At 41.9% G+C, this 23614-nt stretch carries 23 protein-coding genes and 1 pseudogene; 4 read left to right on the top strand and 20 right to left on the bottom strand.

The window, feature by feature from the left end; genetic code table 11:
* Positions 1 to 164 precede the first annotated feature (164 nt).
* The 4 genes from VB732_RS21325 to VB732_RS21340 all read right to left on the bottom strand — a co-directional run bounded on the left by VB732_RS21325 (position 165) and on the right by VB732_RS21340 (position 5353).
* Positions 165 to 716, bottom strand: coding sequence for a DUF3124 domain-containing protein (locus VB732_RS21325; protein ID WP_323232896.1), 552 nt, complete (start codon positions 714 to 716; stop codon positions 165 to 167).
* A 75-nt stretch (positions 717 to 791) separates the two neighbouring features.
* Positions 792 to 1469, bottom strand: a complete 678-nt coding sequence (locus tag VB732_RS21330; RefSeq protein WP_114084009.1) for a potassium channel family protein — start codon at positions 1467 to 1469, stop codon at positions 792 to 794.
* 72 nt (positions 1470 to 1541) lie between these two features.
* Positions 1542 to 2078, bottom strand: a complete 537-nt coding sequence (locus VB732_RS21335) for a hypothetical protein (RefSeq protein ID WP_323232897.1) — start codon at positions 2076 to 2078, stop codon at positions 1542 to 1544.
* 269 nt (positions 2079 to 2347) lie between these two features.
* Positions 2348 to 5353 carry an MFS transporter gene (locus VB732_RS21340; RefSeq protein ID WP_323232898.1) on the bottom strand — a complete coding sequence of 1002 codons (3006 nt, stop codon included), beginning with the start codon at positions 5351 to 5353 and terminating at the stop codon, positions 2348 to 2350.
* Between the two features lie 426 nt (positions 5354 to 5779).
* Here VB732_RS21340 and VB732_RS21345 point away from each other — a divergent pair, with 426 nt between their 5' ends.
* Complete coding sequence (locus VB732_RS21345; RefSeq protein ID WP_416235765.1) at positions 5780 to 6460, top strand: S-layer homology domain-containing protein; 681 nt, start codon at positions 5780 to 5782, stop codon at positions 6458 to 6460.
* A gap of 34 nt (positions 6461 to 6494) precedes the next feature.
* Here VB732_RS21345 and VB732_RS21350 read toward each other — a convergent pair whose 3' ends face one another.
* The gene (locus tag VB732_RS21350) at positions 6495 to 7748 is read right to left on the bottom strand and encodes a hypothetical protein (RefSeq protein WP_323232900.1); all 1254 of its coding nucleotides are present in this window, start codon (positions 7746 to 7748) and stop codon (positions 6495 to 6497) included.
* A 666-nt stretch (positions 7749 to 8414) separates the two neighbouring features.
* Between VB732_RS21350 and VB732_RS21355 the strand changes: the two genes are divergently transcribed.
* A complete protein-coding gene (locus tag VB732_RS21355; RefSeq protein ID WP_323232901.1) occupies positions 8415 to 9032 on the top strand; it encodes a CBS domain-containing protein in 618 nt (205 codons plus the stop codon).
* Between the two features lie 179 nt (positions 9033 to 9211).
* On the opposite strand, the gene VB732_RS21360 is transcribed toward VB732_RS21355, so the two are convergent.
* The 5 genes from VB732_RS21360 to VB732_RS21380 form a co-directional block, all read right to left on the bottom strand.
* Entirely contained in the window at positions 9212 to 10327 is a 1116-nt protein-coding gene (locus tag VB732_RS21360) for an LptF/LptG family permease (RefSeq protein ID WP_323232902.1), read from the bottom strand.
* Between the two features lie 345 nt (positions 10328 to 10672).
* On the bottom strand, positions 10673 to 11401 hold the full coding sequence (gene lptB / locus VB732_RS21365) for an LPS export ABC transporter ATP-binding protein (protein WP_323232903.1): 729 nt from the start codon (positions 11399 to 11401) through the stop codon (positions 10673 to 10675).
* Between the two features lie 30 nt (positions 11402 to 11431).
* Entirely contained in the window at positions 11432 to 11926 is a 495-nt protein-coding gene (locus VB732_RS21370; RefSeq protein ID WP_323232904.1) for an LptA/OstA family protein, read from the bottom strand.
* A 233-nt stretch (positions 11927 to 12159) separates the two neighbouring features.
* Entirely contained in the window at positions 12160 to 12552 is a 393-nt protein-coding gene (locus VB732_RS21375) for a DUF309 domain-containing protein (protein ID WP_323232905.1), read from the bottom strand.
* Entirely contained in the window at positions 12549 to 12914 is a 366-nt protein-coding gene (locus tag VB732_RS21380; RefSeq protein ID WP_118171502.1) for a ferredoxin thioredoxin reductase catalytic beta subunit, read from the bottom strand. The genes VB732_RS21375 and VB732_RS21380 overlap by 4 nt, the downstream gene beginning before the upstream one ends.
* Positions 12915 to 13688: 774 nt before the next feature.
* On the opposite strand from VB732_RS21380, the gene VB732_RS21385 reads away from it, so the two are divergent.
* A complete protein-coding gene (locus tag VB732_RS21385) occupies positions 13689 to 14345 on the top strand; it encodes a PEP-CTERM sorting domain-containing protein (RefSeq protein WP_323232906.1) in 657 nt (218 codons plus the stop codon).
* 124 nt (positions 14346 to 14469) lie between these two features.
* Here VB732_RS21385 and VB732_RS21390 read toward each other — a convergent pair whose 3' ends face one another.
* The 3 genes from VB732_RS21390 to VB732_RS21400 all read right to left on the bottom strand — a co-directional run bounded on the left by VB732_RS21390 (position 14470) and on the right by VB732_RS21400 (position 16623).
* Positions 14470 to 15633 carry a DUF58 domain-containing protein gene (locus VB732_RS21390; protein ID WP_323232907.1) on the bottom strand — a complete coding sequence of 388 codons (1164 nt, stop codon included), beginning with the start codon at positions 15631 to 15633 and terminating at the stop codon, positions 14470 to 14472.
* Between the two features lie 66 nt (positions 15634 to 15699).
* Complete coding sequence (locus tag VB732_RS21395; RefSeq protein ID WP_323232908.1) at positions 15700 to 15942, bottom strand: ribbon-helix-helix domain-containing protein; 243 nt, start codon at positions 15940 to 15942, stop codon at positions 15700 to 15702.
* Between the two features lie 93 nt (positions 15943 to 16035).
* Entirely contained in the window at positions 16036 to 16623 is a 588-nt protein-coding gene (locus VB732_RS21400) for a Uma2 family endonuclease (protein WP_323232909.1), read from the bottom strand.
* Between the two features lie 134 nt (positions 16624 to 16757).
* On the opposite strand from VB732_RS21400, the gene VB732_RS21405 reads away from it, so the two are divergent.
* Complete coding sequence (locus VB732_RS21405; protein ID WP_323232910.1) at positions 16758 to 17201, top strand: DUF29 domain-containing protein; 444 nt, start codon at positions 16758 to 16760, stop codon at positions 17199 to 17201.
* Between the two features lie 172 nt (positions 17202 to 17373).
* On the opposite strand, the gene VB732_RS21410 is transcribed toward VB732_RS21405, so the two are convergent.
* From VB732_RS21410 to typA, 7 genes and pseudogenes are all read right to left on the bottom strand, one after another.
* Positions 17374 to 17658, bottom strand: coding sequence for a hypothetical protein (locus VB732_RS21410; protein WP_012407730.1), 285 nt, complete (start codon positions 17656 to 17658; stop codon positions 17374 to 17376).
* 84 nt (positions 17659 to 17742) lie between these two features.
* Positions 17743 to 17946: pseudogene (locus VB732_RS21415) on the bottom strand (BrnT family toxin); the annotation flags it as partial.
* Between the two features lie 169 nt (positions 17947 to 18115).
* Entirely contained in the window at positions 18116 to 18526 is a 411-nt protein-coding gene (locus VB732_RS21420; RefSeq protein ID WP_323232911.1) for a type II toxin-antitoxin system VapC family toxin, read from the bottom strand.
* Entirely contained in the window at positions 18523 to 18783 is a 261-nt protein-coding gene (locus tag VB732_RS21425; protein ID WP_323232912.1) for a hypothetical protein, read from the bottom strand. The genes VB732_RS21420 and VB732_RS21425 overlap by 4 nt, the downstream gene beginning before the upstream one ends.
* Before the next feature lie 204 nt (positions 18784 to 18987).
* Positions 18988 to 19950, bottom strand: a complete 963-nt coding sequence (locus tag VB732_RS21430; protein ID WP_323232913.1) for a hypothetical protein — start codon at positions 19948 to 19950, stop codon at positions 18988 to 18990.
* Positions 19947 to 20909: a site-specific DNA-methyltransferase gene (locus VB732_RS21435; protein ID WP_323232914.1), complete on the bottom strand. Its 963-nt coding sequence runs from the start codon at positions 20907 to 20909 to the stop codon at positions 19947 to 19949. The genes VB732_RS21430 and VB732_RS21435 overlap by 4 nt, the downstream gene beginning before the upstream one ends.
* Positions 20910 to 21075: 166 nt before the next feature.
* A complete protein-coding gene (gene typA, locus VB732_RS21440) occupies positions 21076 to 22866 on the bottom strand; it encodes a translational GTPase TypA (protein ID WP_323232915.1) in 1791 nt (596 codons plus the stop codon).
* Positions 22867 to 23614: the final 748 nt, after the last annotated feature.

Genomic DNA, 23614 nt, shown 5'->3' on the forward strand with positions numbered 1-23614 from the left:
TTTTTAGCTTCGTCGATGAACCTTTTAGCTTCGTCGATGAACCTCTGAGTTTTGGCTGATTAGGATCTGTTGTCTCCAGCTAAAGATTGAGTCAGAGACTCCATGAATGCATTCCTATGCAGAGGATGGGACAGAGGAAATGATAAATTAGCTTTTTAAGATTCCTATTTTAAAGGCGATCGCTTATTGTTATTTTGACTTTTAATTACTCTACCAGGACTGATAAAAGAAATTCCTTGCTGAAAGTCAGTACCAATCATCACTGCCTCTACTATAGGTTCGGATATTTCTGTTTGAGCTACCCACTCGACAATAAAGTTTGCGCCTAAACCTCCACTGGTATCATTTCTATTTATAAAAAAATCTGTAGAAGCTAGGGCATCAATTTGAATAGGACGCTCCAAATACTGTTTAATTAATTTTCCTTCTGAGTTGTAGTAGCGCACAGAAGTAATAATGATCGGATTGGTCAAATCTGTATTCCGAATACTGAGTGTCACCGCTAACTCGAAAATCTCTTGGCGATTGTGATGATAGATATGTGAATAGACAGGAACATAAACAGTTTGACCGCTTGCTATCTTAAAATTCTTATCTAGCGTTACTATTTTTTGAACTGGGGTTGCTTGAGTGGTGTTGGGTTGTGATTTATTTGTTGATTGACAAGATGCAAGAAAAATAACAGCGATCGCTAAAATATATGGATACGGCTTCATCAAAACTATTTACACCCATTTTTTATACCTGTGTAGCTAATCCCACCTAATAAAGAATTTCGGTAGGCATTGCGCTCAACATCTTTGTTCAATAAAATCAATAACTTGATGTAAAGATCCTGGTTTAGTCACAATCAAGACTGTTGAATGAGGTTCCAGTATTGTACTGCCGTTAGGAATCATCAAATCTTCGTGGGGATGGGATTGATAACCAATAATTAGCGAACCACTAGGAAAACGGGCATCCTGAGCGATTTCAGCAACGCTACGCCCAGCAACATAGCAATTGTTTGGGATGGCAAGTTTCAGAACCTCAATCTGTCCTTGCTCAAAATGCATCATTGATTCTACTTGGGGATACTCAATGGCATTCACCATTGTTGAAACTGATAATTCAACAGTGCTGATGATATGATTGGCTCCAGCTATCCGCAGTGGTTCGGCAAAATCGGGGTGGCGCATCCGACTTAAAATATGGGTGACACCGTAGTGTTTAGCAAGAGTTACCATTGCCAAATTTAAAGCATCACTTCTTAAGACAGCTGCCAAGGAACCGGCTTTGCGAATCCCAGCTTCTAACAATACTTCTGTACTCACAGCACTGCCTTCAAAAGCCATTGCTCCTACTTGTTCGCGGGCGTAGCGGCAAGCGATAGGATCAATGTCAATTACGGCAACAGTATGTCCTAGCTCTACTAGTTTTTGTGCCAAACTTAAGCCCACTAAGCCGGCTCCACCTATTAGTACGTACATAGCTGCTTGCTCTTTTTACTTTTTTTGATCTTCCTATTCCACTTTACAAGTTAGGAAAGTAGAGATATGCGTTCAAGTTCTGGGAGTATCAAAAATACGCCATTCCTGAATACCAAAACGCTTCAGAATTGGTTCGGCTTGACGGATATTGTCTTCTGTACTTTCTACCGTCACTAAATAATCGCCTTGAAATGCTCGGTCATTATAAAGTTGGGCGGCTTCTTCAGGAAGGAACCAACCCCGCAGTGCGCCAATAAGACCGCCAGCTGCTGCACTAGCTCCACTTCCTAAAAGGGTGGCTAAAACAGACTCAGCTGCTAGCGCTGGGCCAAAACCAGGAATAAGCAAAATACCAAAACCCGCAACCAAGGTAAGTAAACCTCCTGCCCTAGCGCCTGCTAATCCACCCGCCTTAGCACCTTCAGCAGGAGCGATAGTACTTTCACTCGTGTCGGAACTGTCTAGTTGCTCATTGAGCTTGGGTTTTTTAGTGATTACAGAAATCTCATGCATCGGAAAGCCAATACTTCTGAGTTCGTCGAGCGCCTGTAGTGCAATTTGGCGATCGCTAAATATACCAATAGCGTGCTGAAGTTGTCCAGAAGCCATTTTGTTTGCCTCCCAAAAGCTTTGATGAGCCTGTAAAGCTTTTACTGGTGATTGTGTCTACAGTTTTACAAACAAATGTGACCACAAAGTGATATAGGATTACTATTTGATTTTTGAACGAAATTAGGTATTGTAGAGTGTGTTAGAACGGAGTTCGTAACGCACTATTACTATTATCAAGGGTTTGATGCGTTACGCTGTCGCTAACACATCCTACGAATATTTTTAGAAATCAAACCTGATTCCTATAGCACTGTAAGCAGTTAGGTTTATTCGTAGCGATTGAATTGGTATTTTTCGAGCAACTCTTTAACTTGAGCGGCCACCAAAGGATGTGGATCTTTTTGTAACTGGGGAAGGATTTGCAAAAGAACGCGATGCGAAACCATATTCAAGTATGCGATCGCAGCTTCTCTAACAAAACCTGTTGGATGACGCAAACTTACTAAAATTTCGGAACTTGTCAATTTGATGCGAGTGACTTGAGCGAAATGGAAACAGCAAGCTAGACACCAATCAGAAAGAAAGTTACCCAACATCAGCAATCTGTGGAGGCGATCGCTAACTACCATATTCTCATAAGTTACGATCTTAGCTTCTACAAGATATTGCAATTTTTCTGACTGCGGTCGGTTATCTAAAATATTCAGCAACAGAGACTTTGAAGGCAAAGTGATGGTATGCTCCAGTATTTCTAGCCCCCGCGCTAAGTTTACCACTGAGAGCGATCGCAGATTAAATGCTGCTGCTTGCATCTTTTCTGGCGAGTAAAGCAGCTTCAGTAACAGCAGCAGCCGCTCTTTGACATCTAATTCCAATTCTAAAAGGGCGCGTTGCAGTAACTCAGAGACAACCACAACCCTCTGCCGTGATTGATAATTTTCTTTTTCATCTAATGTTTTCAAGTCAGTATATGCGGCATAAATCTCGCCTAAAAACTTTAATTCCTGCTCTATTAAATTTTCTACTCGACTTTCATAAAACCGATCTACTAAACCTTTAATTCCTGGTTGTTTATGTATTTTTAGTAAGCTACGAAGAATATGATCCCTAGTTATACCCCAAGATGTCTCTAAGTTTCCCCATAGAGCCTCTAATGCTTCCTGAGTGGCAATTTGAGCAATAGTACGCCAAGCATACATTCGCACTACTTCTGGTTTATAAATATTGGTAGCTAACCGTAATAGCATTTCTATAGCTTCATTTTCCAGTCGCACTAAGGCTGACATTGCTGTAGTGCGGGTTGATTTGTAATAAAGTGCTGCAATCAGCGCCGAATAGTACTCTTCTAAATGGGTTGCTGAAATCATTTCCAATACAGCACAGCGCACCCGTAATGACTCATCTTGTAATAAATTTGGGATGTGAATCCGTAACGCCTGCAAATAAACTGCTTCTCTCAGCGCTCTAACTCCATTCACCCGTTCTCGTTCTTTTTTATGAGTCAACATCCGGCGCATGGTTTGGGTAGCTGCTACCTTTTGCATGGGTGTTCCCTGGCGTAAGACTAAAGCGGCGGCGGTAGCGCGGATGAGTGAGTTTTGCCGGGGGTTCAGATATTCTTCTAAAATACTTAAATTGGGATTTGGTTCAGCTAGCCAAACGTAGCGCAGCGCTAGGGCAAAAACTTCGGGATTAGTTTCTTGGGATTGTTCTAATAAAGGACGGATGGCGGATAGGTAAGCGGGATTTGCACCGGCTGTCAGCATCACTTCCAAACTTTGGCGTTGCAAATCTGGGGTTAACTTGACTAATAAGGGTGCTAAAACTTCCGTAGCACCTTGGGAATCAATTTGAGCTAAAAGTTCAATGCAAGAGCGTTTATCTGCCTCGCTGCCTTTTTCTTCCAAGGCTTTGACTACACCTTGCTTGAAAAATCGTAAGCCGACATTGCTTGCACTCAAGTGGCCTCGTGCCACACTCAAGACTAACAGTTCAACGTAGCGCGATCGCAATTCCCAAACTACTGTTAAACAAGTGCCAGCTATCAGCATTGTTTCAGCTACTAACACCCACTTTTGCAGGGGTGCGGGTACAAATTGCCCACAAAACAATAGAGTTGCAAAAATTAGCGCTCCTGTCAAACCTGTAGCGATCGCTTCGGCGGTTCCTCCTGATAAAGTCTGCATCCGGCTGCGAATTGCCTCTGGAATCGGTTGGTACAGGATGGGGCCGCTACTCATCACAAAGGTGTAGCGCAGAAGTTCATCGCAGAATTTGACAATTATCAGACCCCAGAAAAAGCTTTGGGATTGTATCGCTGGAATTAAATGGAAAAATACCAGCACTGCGGGTAATGAAAAGCCTACGGTGATTGGTAAAAGTGTCGCTGTGAAAAATACCCCCATCCGTTCAATAAGTCGGCTGGAAATAAACCACTGCAATAACAACTCACACAATCCCAACATCCCACCAAAAAGACCCAAGAAACTGGCGAGTTCTCGGTCGCTCATATTGGATTTGAGTTCGCGCAGATATTGAAAATCTATTAATAACCCAATGACTTGCAATAGACCAACAAAAGCAAATAATTGCCAAACATATCGCTTCAAAGGACTTTTAATAAAACGCTCTCGTGAGGCTTGTTCTTCAGGAACTAATCTTTGCGGCGTTTCAGGAAAAGCCGCTCGATAATGATGAGTTAAATACCATAAAATCCCCGATCCTAATAAAATCACTAGACAGGCGAGAAAGATGATCTTATTTAGCGAGATGTATTGCACTAGCCAAGGCAAACTAAAGCCACTAATTACATCTGCTACCAATAGACCACTACTTACCAGTGGGTAAGTGCGCTTAATCTCTCGAATGTTAAATATCTGGTTAGCAACAATCGAGATGTTGAGGTCATTGACTACATAAAGGGCATCTACCCATAGCCGTAGCAGAAAGGCCGAAATAACAACCAGGTAGGAAATATTAGATCCCCAACGTAATACAATTAATAAAATTAATGGCATCAACATACAAGGTGCGATCGCCACAATCACCCGACGCAAGGGAAAAATCCTTTGCAGCCAAGAGTATAAAAAAACCAGTCCTGCGCTCATAACGGCGCTAGCAATATACATCCACGGCAGCAAATGAGTTCCATATTCATCCAAAAACAGCGCCACTGTACTGTCTTCTGCCCACCGCAATCCTACACATACGATTGTGTAAAAAATGAACATTATTTGAGTTCGTTCGCTCTCCTCTGGCCGGAGATTCACCCACTGTAGTAGTCGTGGTAAAACCACTTTATTTACAGTAAACCAGTGATTTTTCAGTTCCATGCAATTTTATTTTCTGGTAGTATCACCCCGTAATGGGGAAAGGAAGCAGTGGGAGATGAGGGAGGAAATTTTACCTTGTCCCCTGGAAATAGCAAAAGTCCTGAGCAACTGAGTATTATCTTTCCCACTCAGCCTTCAAGACTATCTATTTGAAATAAATTTAAACTGCCTAAAATCTTGAGAAATACAGCAGATTGTAACTTGGTGAGTTACAAATAATCGTAGGGGCAATTCATGAATTGCCCCTACGATTAGACTTTATTTACCTGAAATACGCTGTATAGATTTCCCGTAAGGGTACACAGCTAGCTATGTACCCTTACGACAAAGATGGGATATTTTTTTACTAAAAGTCCCTAAGACCAGGTTTTGCGTTAACCTCAGTAACGTAGTTTTTGAAATTCCCATTAGTAGCTAAAAGTGGTTATGGTGATGCGTCAGCTTTCAATTCTTCTATCTTTGGTGGCACTGCTACAAAATTCGCCAGCATTTGCTCAAGGGGCAGAAACTACTTCTGGAATCCCATCTGATTCCATTCAACAAGTAATTGCTGCTAAATGGATGACAAACTTTTCTGATGGCAAGTTTTATCCAGAAAGGTTAGTGAGTCGGGCCGAATTAGCCTCAATTATGGTAAAAGCTTTTCGGCTCGATCAAAGACAAGCTGTGAGTAGGGAAAATTTAGTGGTTCCAGATGTTCCTCGTTCTTATTGGGCGTTTAATGATGTACAGATAGTCTTAAAGACTGACATCATGAAGGGCTATCGGGACAATAAATTTTTCCCTAATCAAAGGGTGACAAAGGCGGAGGCTCTGGCTATTTTTGCTCAAGCTTATGGTGTATTTCAGTTTCCTGATGAGGCTGTGAATGAAATTCTGGCTTCATATCCAGATGAAAAGTCTATCCCAACTTGGGCTAGAAAAGCGATCGCTACAGTAGCTACTGAGGGATTTCTCAATACAGATGCTCAAGGCAATATTTCTCCATTAAAACCCGTTACCCGTGGAGATATGGCTTATGTATTAAGTCAATATTTACAACGACAACAGCAACAACCCGAAACACCAGAAGTTCCGATTATCCCAAATAGCCCCCAATCACCTTAGTTAGAATTTATCCAATTAAGCGACTTGCTGACAATCAGTTTTGACCAGGATTTCTATACTTGTCTCGAAGCTGGCGAAGATATAAGGAATTAGACTGTGTTGGTTGCTGCTGCACATAATTAGACTGTGATGGTTGCGTCGGCTGCTGCAAGCCATAATTCCCATAATTAGATTGTGGTGGTTGCATCGGCTGCTGCAAGCCATAATTCACATTTATGGGGGTGACAACGCCTTGATTGGGAATCTGGCTAGAGTAAGGTGAAGTATTACTCGGTGCAGCAGAGGTGACTGGGGGCGCTACTGGTGCTACATTAGGCAATATCTGACCGTTATTTAAATTATTGTAGGGATTTTGCAGTAAGTTCGTACCCGTTGAGGTATAACCTGTACTGGTATTTAACCCACTATTAGGCAATAACTGACCGTTATTTAAATTATTAGGGGGATAATTAGAGGGGTTTTGCTGCAAGTTTGTACCGGTTGACGTATAGCCCGTTCCCGGAGTTAAACCATTAACTGGTAAAGAATTCTGACTGGTTAAGCTGTTGATAGGCGGTATTAACGTTGTTCCTGAGTCAGAAACTTGGCCTAGAGCATTTGGCACAGTTGCACTACCGTTGAAGTTAGATAGCTTCTGATTTGTCGATTGGTTGAGTGCTGCTTGCAGAGGGTTGATGGAGACAGAATTTTGATTCTTGTTAGTTTGATTGGTGAATCCAGTTCCCAGACTAGAAGATGTTTGTTCCTCGCCTGTCGATTCAGACGGCGCATTTAAGGTTTTGAAGCCAAGAAACTGATTATTGTTATCAACCGCCCCAGTCCGCAATAAATTTTCTGTTTGTACAACAAAAGGATTTTTCAGAATTGGGGAGGTGTTAACATTAACACCTAAAGCCGGATTTGATTTAGCATCACTAGCAGACTTTTGTTTATTAATTGCATCCTCTAAGAAGCTTTTACCCTCAGTATCCTTTGCTTTTTCATTGGGGGTATTTGCCGTTAGTGAAAGACTTGCCTGCTCAAAGTCATTAAACAAAACTGGTAGGTTATCAATATCTGCTGCGATCGCTCTGTTTTCTTCTGAAAGCGAAGAATCAGCAGGCGTTTGGGAAGCAACTTGGTTTTTTTGCTTATAAACGAAAATATCTGGATTTGACCAGTATTCCCAAGTTACTAGCCCTACTACAGATAGAAAAATTGCAGTTCCCCAAAAACTGGGTCGTCCTAGATTCAATAATCTGGCTTTGAGATAGCGTAAGTAGGCGGGAGGATAATCACGATTTGACATGGGATTCGTCAGTGAAGTTTACTCGGAATCGGGGGAAATTTGACGGAATTTGAAGATTTTGATGTTTAACGCTTTTACTTTCCTTAACAGGAAATATCTCAACTAAACTTTGATAGTGATTTCATCCTAACTTTTCTATCAGTTATTAGTCATTACCAATAGAGATGTAGTAGTCAAAAATTTACTTTTTAGCGACTAGAGTGCTTTAGCAAGATTTTCTAGAAAGTTAGCTAGTCCGCGTTAGCGTTCGCGCAGCGTCTCGTAGAGAGGAACGAGCGTCGCATCTTGATTCTGACTTCTGAATCCTGAATTCTGAATTCTTCTTCATAGCAATTTATGGTTAGTTTTTGGGTATTGGTCACATTGGATAACATCACGAGTTGACAGTTGCTCTAAGTTTATTGTTGTAGCTGGACAAAAGTTCTTCACATCTTGCACCTAGTCCTAGCGATTAGAAATCGCGGCTATACAAACTAAGTCCGCACTTCGACAGGCTCAGTGACCGCCTGCGCGGACTAAGCAAAACCCAGGCTTTTCAACCTGTAAAGGCAGGTAAAGTCTCGTGTAGCCGCGACTTCTAGTCGCCTGGTGCAACTGCAATGCTTCGATACATACGCCTCTGAGGGCGCTGTGCCGCACCCTACTATTTACCAGGAGACTACAGCAATGATGAAAGCTGAAGAGATCATGACCAAAAACGTAGTTACCATTCGCGGTTCGGCGACTGTTGCTGAAGCAGTGGGGCTGATGAAGGAAAAAAAATTGCGGGCGCTAGTTGTAGATATCCGCCATGAAAATGATGCTTATGGTATTGTCACAGAAACGGATATTGTCTATAAAGTAACAGCCTACGGTAAAGATCCAAATCAAGTGCGGGTTTACGAGATCATGAGCAAGCCCTGCATAGTCGTAAATCCTGATTTGGGTGTGGAATATGTAGCGCGGTTATTCGCTAACACTGGTATTCATCGCGCACCTGTGATTCAAGGCAAGCTGTTAGGCATCATCTCAATTACCGACATTTTGACCAAAAGCGACTTTGTAGAAGCCCCAAAAGCGCTACTGCTAGAGGAGAGAATTCAAAAAGCAATTGAACAGTCTCGCGCTATTTGCACCGAACAAGGTGCTTACTCTAAAGCCTGTGCAGCCGCCTGGGATGAGGTAGAAGAACTCCAGGCAGAAGCTGCTCATCAGAAAGCTGAGGGGATGGTATCAGCCAAAGTCTCTTTTGAAGAATACTGTAAGGAAAACCCGAATGCACCGGAATGCCGAAATTTCAAGTAGGAATGGGGAATGGGGAAGAAGCAAGGGGGCAGGGGGGAGGGAGCAGGGGGCAGGGAGCAGGGAGCAGGGAGCAGGGAGCAGGGAGCAGGGAGCAGGGAGCAGGGGGCAGGGGGCAGGGAGCAGGGGAAGAACTATTGATCCATGCCCAATTCCCAATTCCCTCAGAAAAATTATCCCCTTTAGCGTTTGGCAACTCGTATCAAGAGGAATAAACCTATTCCTAAAAAAAGAAAGTTGGGCAACCAAGCGCCCACGAAGGGAGAGAGGGCACCTGTTTGTGCGATCGCACCACTAATGAAGAAAATTAAGTAGTAGGAAAATATAACTACAACGCTAATCCCAAAGCTAGTGCCTCTTCCAGTTCTCTGGGGTATGCTTCCCATCGCTGCACCAACTAAGCCAAAAACTACACATACAAAGGGTAAGGAGATTTTTTGTTGAATCCGCACTTGGAGTTTACGAATTTTTTGGCGATCGCCACCAAGATATTCTACTTCTAGTTGATCTAATGCTTCAACAATATTCATCTCGCCATAGTCTCGGCTTTTTTCTGCCAGACTTAATGGTGTACGTGGTAGTTGCAGTTGTTGGTGTTCAAATCTGACGATGTTGCGGTAGGAGCGATCGGCAGCAACAAAATAGATTGTACCGTTGTAAAAATCCCAGATATTTTGAGAAGGATTCCACTGAGCAGATTCTGATACTACAATTTGATTCAGATTTTTTGTTGAACGGTCTATAATCGTCAAACCTGTCATCCGTTTACCATCAAACTGGTCAGCGTAAAACAAGCGTGTCAATATCCTATTCTTAGAGCCATCCGGCTGAGTAACATCCTGGTATTCAGGATAGAAAATATTTTGCTGTTTTAAAATTGGCTTGTCTGATTTGAGGGCTTTATCCAGAGTTATCCCCGCTTGGTAATTTGCTGCTGGTGCAATTTGTTCGTTAAACACGAATGTCATTCCTGTAACCACAAGACTCAACATCACAGCAGTTAACACTATGCGATAGACGCTGACCCCACAACCACGCAGGGCAATTAGTTCGCTCTCGCTAGAAAGACGGCTGTAGGTCATCAAAGTAGCCAGCAGCGTAGACATGGGAAAGGCTAGAACAATAAAGTTGGGAAACTTTAGCAAAAAAACCTGAATGGCAATGTCTATCGGTAGCCCAGATTCTACGATTTTTCTGACTAGATCAAATACAGCATCAATGGTGACACCAAGTGATGAAAAAGCTCCGACACCAAATAAAAATGGCGCTATCAATTCGCTGGTAAGGTAACGATCCATGATCGTAAAAGGTAGCAGCGAATATAGGTTGTAGAAAGAGGGGAAGTTCTTTGAGATCATAAGCAAGTTAAAATTGGCAACCCTGGAGGAGGTAGGATACAGGAGGCAGGGGCAGCACTTCGGCTACGCTCAGTGACCGGGGGCAGGGAGTAGAAGTAAAATAGTCTTCATGTTTTGTGTTGAAGTCTAAGTTCCGTACCTCACTTAATTGCAAACTGCTGTATTTAGGATCAAAGTTTAATTTTCAATGGCTGAGAACGCAGAATCAAATAAATTAATTAATTGATAATTAAAATTAAATATAAAAATAGCCTTTGAAAAATTATTAACTAAATAATTGCGAATTTAGACTTGAAAATTATCTCCTAAATAATATTGCCGCACGAGGGGATTGCTGTAGAGTTCGTCAGCGCCGCCAAAAGCAAGAATTTGTCCTTCGCGCATGATGTAGGCACGGTCAGTGATGGCGAGGGTTTCGCGGACATTATGATCTGTAATTAAGATTCCCATGCCGCGATCGCGCAGTTGTGCGACAATGTGCTGAATTTCTGAAACTGCGATCGGATCGACTCCCGCAAATGGTTCATCCAAAAGTAAAAATTTTGGCCCTTCTACTCCAGCAGCTAAAGACCTTGCTAATTCCGTCCGCCGTCGCTCACCACCAGAAAGTTGAATTCCTTTGCTATTGGCTAATTTTTCCAAGCGAAACTCCCGAAGTAAAGTCGTGAGTCGTCTTGACCATTCCCGTCGGGGCACTTTCGTTTGCTCCAGCACCAACAGAATATTATCCTGTACCGAGAGTTGCCGGAAAACACTTGGTTCTTGTGCTAAATAGCCAATACCCAATCGCGCCCTTTGGTGCATTGGCATACTCGTAACGTCCAGATTACCCAACCAAACTTTTCCTTGATTGGGTTTTTCTAAACCGGTGGCAATGTAAAAAGTTGTCGTTTTACCAGCCCCGTTGGGGCCTAGTAAACCAACTATTTCGCCCTGACCAACAGAAAGATTAACACGATTGACGATTACTCGCTTGCCGTAAGATTTGTGAATATTCTCTAAAACAATTTTCACGCTGTCAGCACCCTTTCTTGGTGGTAAATGCTAATTAGAAGGCTTCAAAGGTGGTGTCTGTGGGACAGGTGGGGCAGGTGCTGCATTATTTGATTCCTCAATCATGTAGATAGACTCTACCTGACGGTTAGATTGAGGTAAAGCAACAAATCGGCCTTCATCAATTAAATACGTTACCTTCTCTGCCCGGATACTGTTACCACCCTGTTGCAAAATATAGACGTTGCCACTGAAATCAATTCGGCGTTCCTTACTAAAGTACTGTGCTTGGGCAGATGTTGCCTGAAGCTGACGAGAAGGATACAACATTTGCACGTTACCGCGAGCGGTGATTACTTGATTTTTGGCATCATATTCTTGCACATCAGCGCGGATAGTCAGTGGACGATTGTCTGTAGCTGTTTGAGCAGTAACAGTTTGCAGTTGAGTAGGGAAGGCAAAAGTGCCCAAGAGTGCAACTGGCAGCATTAAAGCTAATCCAAAGCGACGGAATTGTGACATGGGCAATTGATAGCAGGGCATCATAAAAATTAGGGATTCGGGATTTCAGCTTGCATTTTAATTATCTCAAGTACTTTATCCAGATTATGAAATATACAATCTGGAGTGGTTTCCGAGAACTACTGGCTGAAATAGTGACGCTACCCCTAACCTCAAGGTTTCAGGTAATTGGCATCTGAATGAAAATGACGTAGGCACAATTTATGAATTGTGCCTACCCAGAATTTCGGACAACGCATAATTAATTTACCAAATGTCTAATCAGTAGACAGCACAATTTTAGGCAAAAATAGCACTTGATTTTCACCCAGATCGCCAGATGTAATCTTATCTGGCCCTATTTGTTGTAATGTCGTCAACAATGCTGCACTTTGACTCAATAGCTCATCTACATCAACGCCGCCGTAACTAGATGGGTAACGCCGTAGACGATTGCCCCCTTCTCCCAGTAGAATAACTGCACCTCGCCAGTTCCGATTCTCCAAATGATATAGCGCTACAGAAATTTGGAGAATGCCTTGATAAAAGGTTTTTTCTGGTTCACTGGCTTCAATCCACAAAGCCTCTAAAGTGTCATGACAGGCGTAGAACTGACCAGAATTGAACTGTTCTACGCCTTGCCAAAACTCTTGGGGGATGGTTTCGCTCATCCCATACTGTCTCGGACTTCTTTGATTGTCTCAAGAGAGATTTCTTGTTGCTCTCCAGCAAATTCGTTGTCAGGGGTGAGGAATAACATGCAATGGCACTCTTTGCGTTCTCTCATGGGCACACAAGGACAGTTCCAATACGTGGCATGGACTTCAGCCTCTTTGTCTTCGTAATGGCGACAGGGACATAAAGGCGCACCTAGATCATCTTTATGTTTGGCTAGTCCTTCAATCACAACTGCCGTAACAGAAGGTTCAGAACAGAAGTATGTTCCAGTCCGCTTGGCGTATTGTTCGGAAAAATGCCGCATTGCCTCCAGGCTTTTATCGCTGGATTTTGTGTTATGTTCTGATGTGATCATGTCGCTCATAATTTAAATATTTCTTTGCATTGTACCTCAGTCGCACTATAGGATTACTGGGTGGATTTCCCCAACCTTACCCGCCCTGATTGTTTTACCTTTGCTTAAAGGCTGATATGTCTGGTGTGCTGGGATCGGCAAAATCTAGGAAATAGCAAAAGCTTAACTTCTAAGCTAAGAGTACTCCAAGTAGAAAAATGCTCAATTGTCATTGCGAGCGAAGCGTTCGCGGAGCGTCTCGTAGAGATAGCAATCCCAGCCCTTGCGATCACTTCGCAATGACGGGTTTTGGATCATTTATTTTTTGGAACACTCTAATAAAAATTCAAGTTCAATCTTAAGGCAGACTTTAAAAGTCAAGAGGTTGATTTATTCTCTCTCATCTACAAACGATACTTTGACGCGTCTAACCCGCATTTCTCACAAGCTGCTTTGCGTATAAGTAATAAGTAATGAGTAATAAGTAATAAGTTAATAATTTTACTCATTACTCATTACTCCTTACTCACTACTCATTACTCATTACTCCTTACTCACTACTCATTACTCCTCCATTAGAGGTGTGGTGAGAAATCCGGGCTAAGGGGAGATGCCAAGGGCGATCCGTGTGTCAAGCTTTGTTTATTTATATATTAGTGCTGAATTCTTTTCATCATAACTTTATGAGACTTTATGAAATAACTAAGTAATAACACTTGCTTTTTGTGGCTTAGTGTATATTCTGAAAAGGGTGATAAAAAAGCACAAACTTATCAGAGTTACAACTACTAACACATGAATATTTCAACTTTTGCGAAAAAATTATCGACTACTGCGATCGCAGCAACAGTAATTGTTTTGAATATAGGAGCAGTAGCACAAGCAGCCGTTTTAACATTTGATGACATAGCACCTATTTCAGATTTTGATCAAATTCCTAATGGTTACGGTGGATTTAATTGGGATAATTTTTACTACAACAATGGCTCGAATGCTATCTCGCTTACAGGCTATGACAATGGTAGAGTGTCAGGAGACTACGTGGCTTTCAACGGGTTTGGAGATCCTGCCCTAGTAAGTGATGGTATTTTTGACTTCAACAGTGCTTACCTCACAGCTGCTTGGAATAATGGTTTGTCGATTACTGTAGAAGGTTTTAAGAGCGGCGCAACCCTGTATTCAAAGACTGTGGTTGTAGATACGACACAGCCAACTTTAGTAAATTTTGATTATTTTGGTATTGATGAATTAAGGTTCACGTCATTTGGTGGAGTTCAGCCAGACTATCTTGTACAGACAGGTGGTAGTGGGACACAGTTTGCGCTAGATAACTTTACCTTTAATGAAAAAGTTACATCTGTTCCCGAACCTACATTGCTACCAGCGATACTGTCAATAATTACTGTAAGCGCTGGTTCAGTATTAAGACGTAAACAGTTAAAGCAAAGTTAACTCAAGCCTTGCACTTTGCCCAAACAAGTAGAAGTCGTGGCTACACAAACAAAGTTTACCTCTGTAAAGCTAGGCTTTGTTTGTATAGCCCTTCTATGATGTGTTTTTTTGCCGAAGGTATTAATCAATACGAATTTAATGTTTTTTGTAGCTGGGGTTGTAGTGCGCGATCGCTTTGCACAAAAATACCAGGATGATCCTGATTGATTATCTCTTGTTCTGCTGCTGAAGAAATATTTGGCCACAAAACCCAGCGACTACCTTGAGGAAGAGTAGCAAGGCTCAGGGAGTTTTGAGTCAGCCAAATCAAGGGATAACTTTTAGGAACTGCTGAATTGCCATCTTCTTGGGCTGCGGTTGCTGCTAAAGTTTCTAGGACAAAGCGATCGCCTTTAATCAAATCTGTTGATGCTGTCCATAGTTGTACCTGTAATTGCTGTTGATGTGCATAAAAGTACAGCGAAGCTGCGGCGATTACTGCTTGTTCAAAGTTTTCTTCTTCCCAATCGCTAGTACTGTCAAGGGCAATAACTATTTCTTGTCCACCTGTCACCATCTCTAACTCCCGCACCCTTAATTCCCCATAGCGGGCACTAGTCCGCCAGTGAATCAGACGTGTGGGATCTCCTAGACGATATGGACGGAGCGATCGCACCAGCCCCGTTGTCGCTGTCTGCAATGGTCTACCACGAGGATCGCCCCTTTTGCTCTCTTCTTGCCCCATTTCGTCTACTAAAGGGCAGGTAGCTAAGGGTAATACTGTAGGATAGACGATCGCAGTGGCAGCACAATCACGCTGACGGCGACACCAAAATAATCCTAAAGGCGCACCAGAACCAAGTTCGACTGTGTGCCAGCGATAAACACCCCGGCGCTGAATCGGGTGGTAATATACCCAACGGTAACTACCTTGGCTAGGAATTGTTTCGATTGCCTTTTGTACTGGTTTCCCTAAGACGAAGGGCAAAATATCCTCGACTTGCAATAAACTTACAGGCTGCTGTGTCTGATTGCAGATTTCTAATTCCACCGTTAGATCGTCGCCTGCTGACACAGGTTGCATGGGACGGCGAGTGATGGATAGACCTGTGAGCGATCGCGGCGGTAAGATGGCTGCTACACCCAAAAGGGCAAAACTGATGCCGCTAATGGCGTATAGCCAACCAGCCATCGTATTGATACCTGCGCCAAAAAAACAAATAGCGGTTAATGCTAGCACCCAACCGCCGTATGCAGGGGCACTGGCACGGGTTTCTAACCAATTAGTGATGGGTTTGATGATTTTCATGTTTCTTTTTTAACCCAACACCACCCCAAATTCACAGTGTTTCAGGGGTTGCGTCTGATGTCCTTATCAAAACCGCTTTATAACTTGGTTTACGAATGTCTCTCCATCAATAGGAGGCGTTTTGTCTGAAGCTAAAATCGCCGCATCAATTTTTTCTTGCAAATCCTCGACCCATTCAGTATTGGCGCGATCGTATTCATCAAGTAACCGTAAGGCAATTTCAAGGGCTTCTTCTGCGGAGCGATATTTCCCAGACTGAAGCTTGGTTTGAATAAAGCCTTCTTGATCAGGTGTGAGACTGATGCTCATAGAAAACCTCTATTCAGATTATTCACCATTTTAAGTCAAAAAACTCACTCTACTTTTTCGTTCAGTTAGGGTTTATTCGGGAAACACAGTAAGTCAAATTTTACGCTGTAACCAAGCAAAGACTTCATTAACAGAGAGCGTTAGATTCAAATCTTTTAACACTGGTAATATATCTTGTCCTGCTAACAAATCTGGTAAAGAATTAGGCTGATAAACTAAAATACAGCGTTCACTTGGATCAATCAACCATCCTAGCTGACTGCCATTTCTCAAACAGTGTAAAATATTGCCAGTTACTTTCGTTTGACTTTGAGCAGGGGAAAGAATTTCGATGACCCAAGCGGGTGCAAAATCAATCCCGATGCTAATAATTTCACCGTTTTCATCCAGTGGTATTTGATTGGTAGAGATCACAACCACATCAGGAACTACTGAACGATTACCGCAGGTACAGCGTAATTCAGGAAAGGCTTCGTAGTTACTGCCCAACGCATCAATTACTGCAACTAAACGTTTTTGCAATAAACTGTGTTTAGCCCCTCCCATAGGTTTCTGAATTACCTCTCCGTTAATATATTCCCAAGCTGGTGACTCTTCAATGTATGGAAGTTTTAAGAATTCTTCTAGAGTCGTGCTTTCTGGAACTGTAATTTGTTCTTGCGTCAACCCAATATTTTTCATGATTTGCTTACAAGCGGAAGCGGGTCAGTTGTTGGAACAAGTACCATACAATTTATCTGGATTTTGGTCGTTTGCATCTAGAAATTCATAATTGTATATGATTAAATTATGGAATGTAGGTAGAAGGTAAAAATATGACAATTACTACCAACTTAAAACAACTCTATGAAGCCGATGAGAATTTATGGTTAGAACAAACTATTGAATTATTAAAACAAAAACAGTTTAGCCACCTTGATTTAGAAAACTTAATTGAGGAATTAATAAGTTTGGGTAAAAGAGATTTAGCTAAAGTCAAAAGTTTTTTAAGGCAAATTATTATTCATATATTATTACTCCAATATTGGCAGGTTGAATATGAAAGAAACTATCGTCATTGGATTGGAGAAATTAAAACCTTTAGATATGACTTAAATAATCATTTAACAACGAATTTAACAAACAAGTTACAGGATGATTTAGAGAATATTTATCAAAGCGCGGTTGAGTTTGTGAAAATTAAAACCGATTTAAATATTTTTCTAGAAAAGTGCCCTTACACTCTTGTACAATTATTAGATGAAAATTATTTACCTTAAAAATATCAGTATTATCTAATTTTTGTGAAATAAAAGCAGCACCAAAAGCGATGTCTACGACGGGCTACGCCTACGCAGTTTCACGAATAGTCATGATAATTGCCTTTTTCAGTCCTCTTCATTTTTACTCAAAGATTTGACTAAATGTACAGCAAGGGCGATCGCAATTGCACTATTTTTGAGTAACTTCACTGAGGGCTTCATGGATAACCTCATCGCTAACACCGTGACGCTTCAAGCTAGCAATCAGTGCTGAGATAGTATCATCCTCTAGTCGTTCTAGATCAACTCTTAGCCCTTGCCCAATATAGGCACGCATTAACGGCTGATAGCCAGAAAATCCCAGTAATGGCGCTATTCTTTTCAAATCTTCAATGACATCTTCGGGAATGCGAATTGTGATTGTAGTCATTGGACGATTTTTATCGAGTCGCTTTTTCAGTGCTTCAGCCTTCATAATATTCTCGCTCCTTGCGTGTTGCGTTGTGCGTGCTGAAATGATCCGAATTATGTCGTTTTCACGTTCAATGTAGACGACATACAGAAGATTCCACCGTCTGTCTAAGCCAATAACAGCATCTCTTTGTTCATCATTGCGACTTGCATCAACAACCACTAAAAACGGATCGAAAAATGCCTCTGTGGCTTGCTGAAATGTCACGCCATCATGATTGCTGGGATTTATCCAAGCTTTTTCTTCGTTCCAAACGAAAGTGACACCATTAAGCACGAAATACACATCCATACCTTACATAATAGACACTGTGTATTTACGTTGTCAATACGTTTTATGAAACAGAGATATTTCCGTAAGGGCGATGTCTACGACGGGCTACGCCTACGCACAGTTAATTCAAAGGCACATACTAACATTGCTAAACCTCATCTAAATCGTGATTTGGTTACTCATTGCTTCAGACTGAAATAATTTCAAAGGTGTCTTGATGGCCAATTCGATAAAATAAGAAATCAGAATCGAGAGTGAGAATTTGACGATACCCTGTCTTTTCAGCCGTCAAAACCAACGTTGCATCTGCTAAATCCATTGGGCGATCGCGGTATTGTTCCATCAGCGCCAACAAACGGCTGTAATCACTTTCCTGAATCTCGTAAATGGTCAACAGTTTATCTAAAAGAAGCTGCCCCAAATGTTTTTGCATTTGCCAGCCGCCACGATGCAGGGCAAGATACATGGCTTCTGTCAGGCATGACCAGGTTGTGACGAGAGGCTTTGCCAAACGCATCACTGCAATTTTATAAGCATTGTGCTGAGGCTGAGTGCGATCTACTAGACAAAGCAGAACTCCTGCATCGCACAGGATCATAGCTCTAGCCCTTGTTGCCGATATTTGTTGAGTAGGAGTTGCTGATAGTTGCTGACTGCTTCAGGTGGAGATACCTCTAGGGAATCCACAGCCTCAAACCATTGTGACCATTTTTCCACAAGTGTTTCATCAGGCTGGGTGTCAGCAATTTTAACTTGATGTTTGTGGATCACAAAATCAATGAAATCGGTCACTTCTTGCAAGAGTGGTTCAGAAAGTTGCTGCAATTTTGCGATCGCAGTTTCACGAATAGTCATGATAATTGCCTTTTTCAGTCCTCTTCATTGTTACTCAAAGATTTGACTAAATGTACAGCAATGGCGATCGCTTTCTGTAAGAATGCCTACTAATTAGCGATGTCTACGACGATCTACATTTAAGCGCTTGGCTTGTGCAGTGATGGAATTCCTTTTTTCTGTGCCATTGACTATCTAATTATTAGATCGCAATAAACTTTACTATTAGTCGGTTTCCTCATTCTCACCTTCCTCAATTTCAACTTCTTCCAAAGACTGCCCATCACTACCGAGTAACTGCCAAATATCACGATAAAATAAATTGTCAATGGTCTGGATGTGTTGTGAAAGCAATGAATCTGTAATCATATTCGGACGAATATCGCAGTAATATACACCATCAAGTGGATTTAGTTTGATGGTGTAAGCTTTAAAGTGCCCTGGTAAAAACGTTGCATTAATACCATAACGATTTTGCTGCTTTGCTTTTTTTCTCTGTACATCGTTCAAGAAAATTGCAATGTGAGGCAAAGCAGTGCTGGTTAGCTTGTTGTATAAGAACTTATCAACAAAAATTTTATCAATACGGTCTTTACTCGAAGTTTTAACCGAACCAATGATTTTTAGTTCGTCGTCTTTACTAATCAACAAGTCATGCTGATAGTTACTATGAAATAAGATTGAGCCGTTCTCATCTCTAATTGGAACTTGTACTGTTCCAGAAACACAGTCTATGTTGAGAGATGCAATCAAAAGACGAATCAGACGCTCGAAAAGATCCCCATTCACTTTACGAGCTTGGTTAGACTTTCCAGAAGGTAATGCGTCGAGAGCAGCGCCAATAGCTTGCTGAACTGTATAGATGGTAGAAATGACAACCTGCCTCAATGAGTCATCAGGTAACTGCCTCTCTCGCAACTGCTCAAGAGCTTGTAAAAACTGATTAGAAGCAATATCAAATGTTTCTGAATCATACATTAAGTTAGTATTTATCGGGCGAGTAATGTTGTAATAACCATCATTTTGATATTGATAAAACTGGTAATGATTTTCATTTTGTGAAACAATTTTGGCTTGCAAGCCCCTCGTTATAAATTGTAGATAATTCCTACAAAAGGTAATGTAGTCTTGAATAGTCTGAAAACGTTGTTTGTCTACTGCGTGATTTACCAAATCCTGTAGACTCATCGGATAGACTCTCTTCGTTCTGCATTTTTACGATCAAAGGCTATCCATTCTTCCTTTGTCATACGACGGACATTTTCTAATCGTCTAGTTGCCCAACAGTTGTACTCAATATTTAGATCACAGCCCATCCAGCGACGGTTAAGTTGCTCTGCAACCACAAGAGTTGTTCCTGAACCTGAAAATGGGTCAATGACCAAATCTCCTTCTTTGGATGATGCAAGAACAAATTTTCTCAATAATTCTTCTGGCTTTTGAGTTGGATGGGGTGTTGTCTCACCCATCCCGTTACAAGTAGTAGGAATCTCTATTACATCCTTGGGCTTCGCACCTTTTGGATTAGGTGTCCAGTTATTGTGTTTCTTGATTGCTCCCTTTCCGTAGGCGCTTGTCTCTGCTTGCGGGTGAGATGGATATTTCAATGTATGTGCCCCATAAGGAATTCGCACATCGTCAATACTTAGCTTAACGGCATCAGATTTACGAAAATGAATGATGCTTTCATGAGAACGTCCCCAATCACTACCTAAGTTAGCCTTGTTTTTATAGTGCCAAATTAACCAACGACAATTTTTAAAATATTTTGATGCTGGATGTTTTAAATCAGCCAATATTTCGGAAAAACCACAAATATAAAAAGAGCCAGTTGACTTTAGGATACGTGAAGCTTGACTAATCCATTGAATTGACCACTCAATATATTTCTCTTGGTTCTCAAAGTTGTCCCAGTCTGCTTTCTTAATGTTATAAGGTGGGTCAGCAAAAACTAAATCAACGCTTTCACTATCAAGCGATGCAAGCCAATCAATTGAATTACCTTGATAAAGCTGTCCATGAGGATGTGTGTATTGCAGTTGAAATCCTTGCGTTAAAGGTTGCAACTCTTCTTCACCAATTTGTTGCTCTGCAACTTTAACATCTAGAGAGATTTGTGCCATGTTTAATGCACTATTATTGTTCATCCTTCACAACTTATACAAACGGGCGGTGTTAAATTATATGACAAAGATACATCTGATCGCTTAATCTTTCATAGCAAGCCGAAGCCTAATTAGATAGGCAGATGTAACTAAAAATCAAAAAGCCCGCATCTGCGGGCTTTTTAAATCAATTAAGTTATTGCTTTACTTACCGTTTCGCCAACTTCTTCGACATCTTCCGCAGACGAATCGATTGGGGTGTAACTTCCACCAATTCATCGGGGCCGATGTATTCCAAAGCACGCTCTAGACTCATGTCTATCGGTGCTTGTAGTTGCACCAATTCATCGCCACCAGCAGCCCGGTGGTTGGTTAACTGCTTGGTCTTACAGATATTCAATTCCAAATCTTGGGAACGATTGTGTTCTCCCACGATCATGCCTCTGTAAACCTTTGTGCCAGGAGTAATAAAGAATGCTCCTCTATCTTCGGCATTTCTCATGGCGTAGAAGGTAGAAACACCCTCTTCAAAGGAGATTAAAACGCCTTTGTTACGAGCTTCAATGTCGCCACTGATTTGACGGTAGTCTAAGAAGCTATGGTTCATGATGCCTTCGCCACGAGTCATCCGCATGAATTCACCCCGGAAACCAATCAATCCACGGGCGGGAATGACAAACTCTAACTGGGTGCGATCGCCACTACCTGGTTGCATATCTTGCATTTCGCCTTTGCGTTGTCCCAGGCGTTCGATACAGCTACCCACAGCATCAGCAGGAATGTCTAACACCAAAAGTTCAAAAGGTTCGCAAGGTTGACCGTTGATTTCACGGTAAATTACCTGTGGCTGAGATACTTGAAACTCGAAACCTTCGCGGCGCATGGTTTCAATTAAGATACCCAGGTGAAGTTCACCACGACCGGAAACGAGGAATTTATCGGGAGAATCGGTTTCTTCGACACGCAAAGCCACGTTGGTTTCAAGTTCGCGGAATAGGCGATCGCGTATTTGTCTTGATGTCACCAACTTGCCTTCTTGACCAGCAAAGGGCGAATCATTCACCCAGAAGGCCATTTGCAAGGTTGGTTCATCCACTTTAATTAGTGGTAAAGCTTGCGGTTCATTGGGGTCAGTAATCGTTTCCCCAATATAAGCATCAGCGAAACCAGCCACCGCCACAATATAACCTGCGCTTGCTTCTTCCATCTCTACGCGCTTCAGTCCATCAAAGCCCATCAATTTGGTAATTTTACCCTTGACAATGGTGCCATCTTCTGTAACTAAAGCTGCTTGTTGCCCTGCGCGGATAGTACCGTTGTGAATTCTGCCAATTACAATCCGTCCCAGATATTCAGAATAATCTAGGGTTGTAACTTGCAATTGCAGAGGTTTCTTGCTGTCGCCTACTGGTGGTGGAACGTGTTGCAGAATCGCGTTAAACAGGGGTTGCATATCTACCGATTCTGCTTCTAAGCTTTCCTTAGCAAAACCCGCCATACCGGAGGCAAACAGATAGGTAAAATCACACTGGTCTTCATCTGCCCCTAATTCCAAGAACAGATCCAAAACTTTATCAACAGCAACGTGGGGGTCAGTTTGACCACGGTCGATTTTGTTGATGACAACGATGGGGCGCAGCCCTTTTTCTAAAGCTTTTTTGAGAACAAAGCGTGTTTGGGGCATCGGGCCTTCGTTGGCATCGACAATCAGAAGACATCCGTCAACCATGCCGAGTACGCGTTCAACTTCGCCACCAAAGTCAGCGTGTCCAGGAGTATCAACAATATTAATTAGTGTTTCTTTGTAGCGAACCGCCGTATTTTTGGACAAGATAGTAATACCCCGTTCCCGTTCTAGGGCGTTGGAGTCCATAACGCAATCCGGAACGTCTTCGCCTTCGCGGAAAATGCCGGATTGTTTGAGGAGTGCGTCAACCAGGGTGGTTTTGCCGTGGTCAACGTGGGCGATAATGGCGACGTTGCGAATTGGGAGCGTCATAGAAGCTTTTGGTGAACTCTAGAGGGGGTTTTTAGATTTACATTTGAATGCTAGGCTGTTTTAACAGAATTGGGGATGATCAGCAAATTCTGTAAAGAACCTTTAACAATTCTAGCGTAATCGTCACAATTGCGGTGAGTTTTGTAAATGCTGTTGAGATGAAAAGTTAGGAAGGCTAATTTGTGTGCTTATAGGTTAAATTATTTACCCATCTTGTTTAGAGACCTTAACCGAGGTAGTTGAAGGGTGGGTAAATGTCTGGTTAAAATTTCTCAGATATTTTTTGTACCGTAAATTAGTCTGACTTCTGGAACAATTGACACTAGACTTTTTGACTAGTGTTGGTTGCTCAAATTTGAAGCGTTTAAATATATTTATAGGGGGATGATTTCAGGCGTTAAACGCAAAATGCTACCAGAAATATTGCAGGTAGTAGGATTAAGTAATGAACATAAGAAATTTTTAAATTGGTATCACCCAACGCCATCTAATAGCAATCATTAACTTTTTTCCCTTTCTCATCCTAATTATTTGTGAACATGCACCAAACTATATGAGAAACGAACCGCAAAGGGCGCAAAGGACACAAAGAAAGAGAAAGAGAAGAAAGGAGAGAAAGTTTGGTGCAGCTTTATAGAGAAATGATATGGGAGCATCCAGTTTTGGAAGATTTACCATTTCTGAGAAAATATAGAAGGAAAGAACACTGTGCGATCGCTGACTATGAACCAAGAGAAACAAGAACGGC

It is taken from the genome of Nostoc sp. UHCC 0252 (assembly GCF_034931145.1).
In the GTDB taxonomy this organism is placed as follows: Bacteria; Cyanobacteriota; Cyanobacteriia; order Cyanobacteriales; family Nostocaceae; genus Nostoc.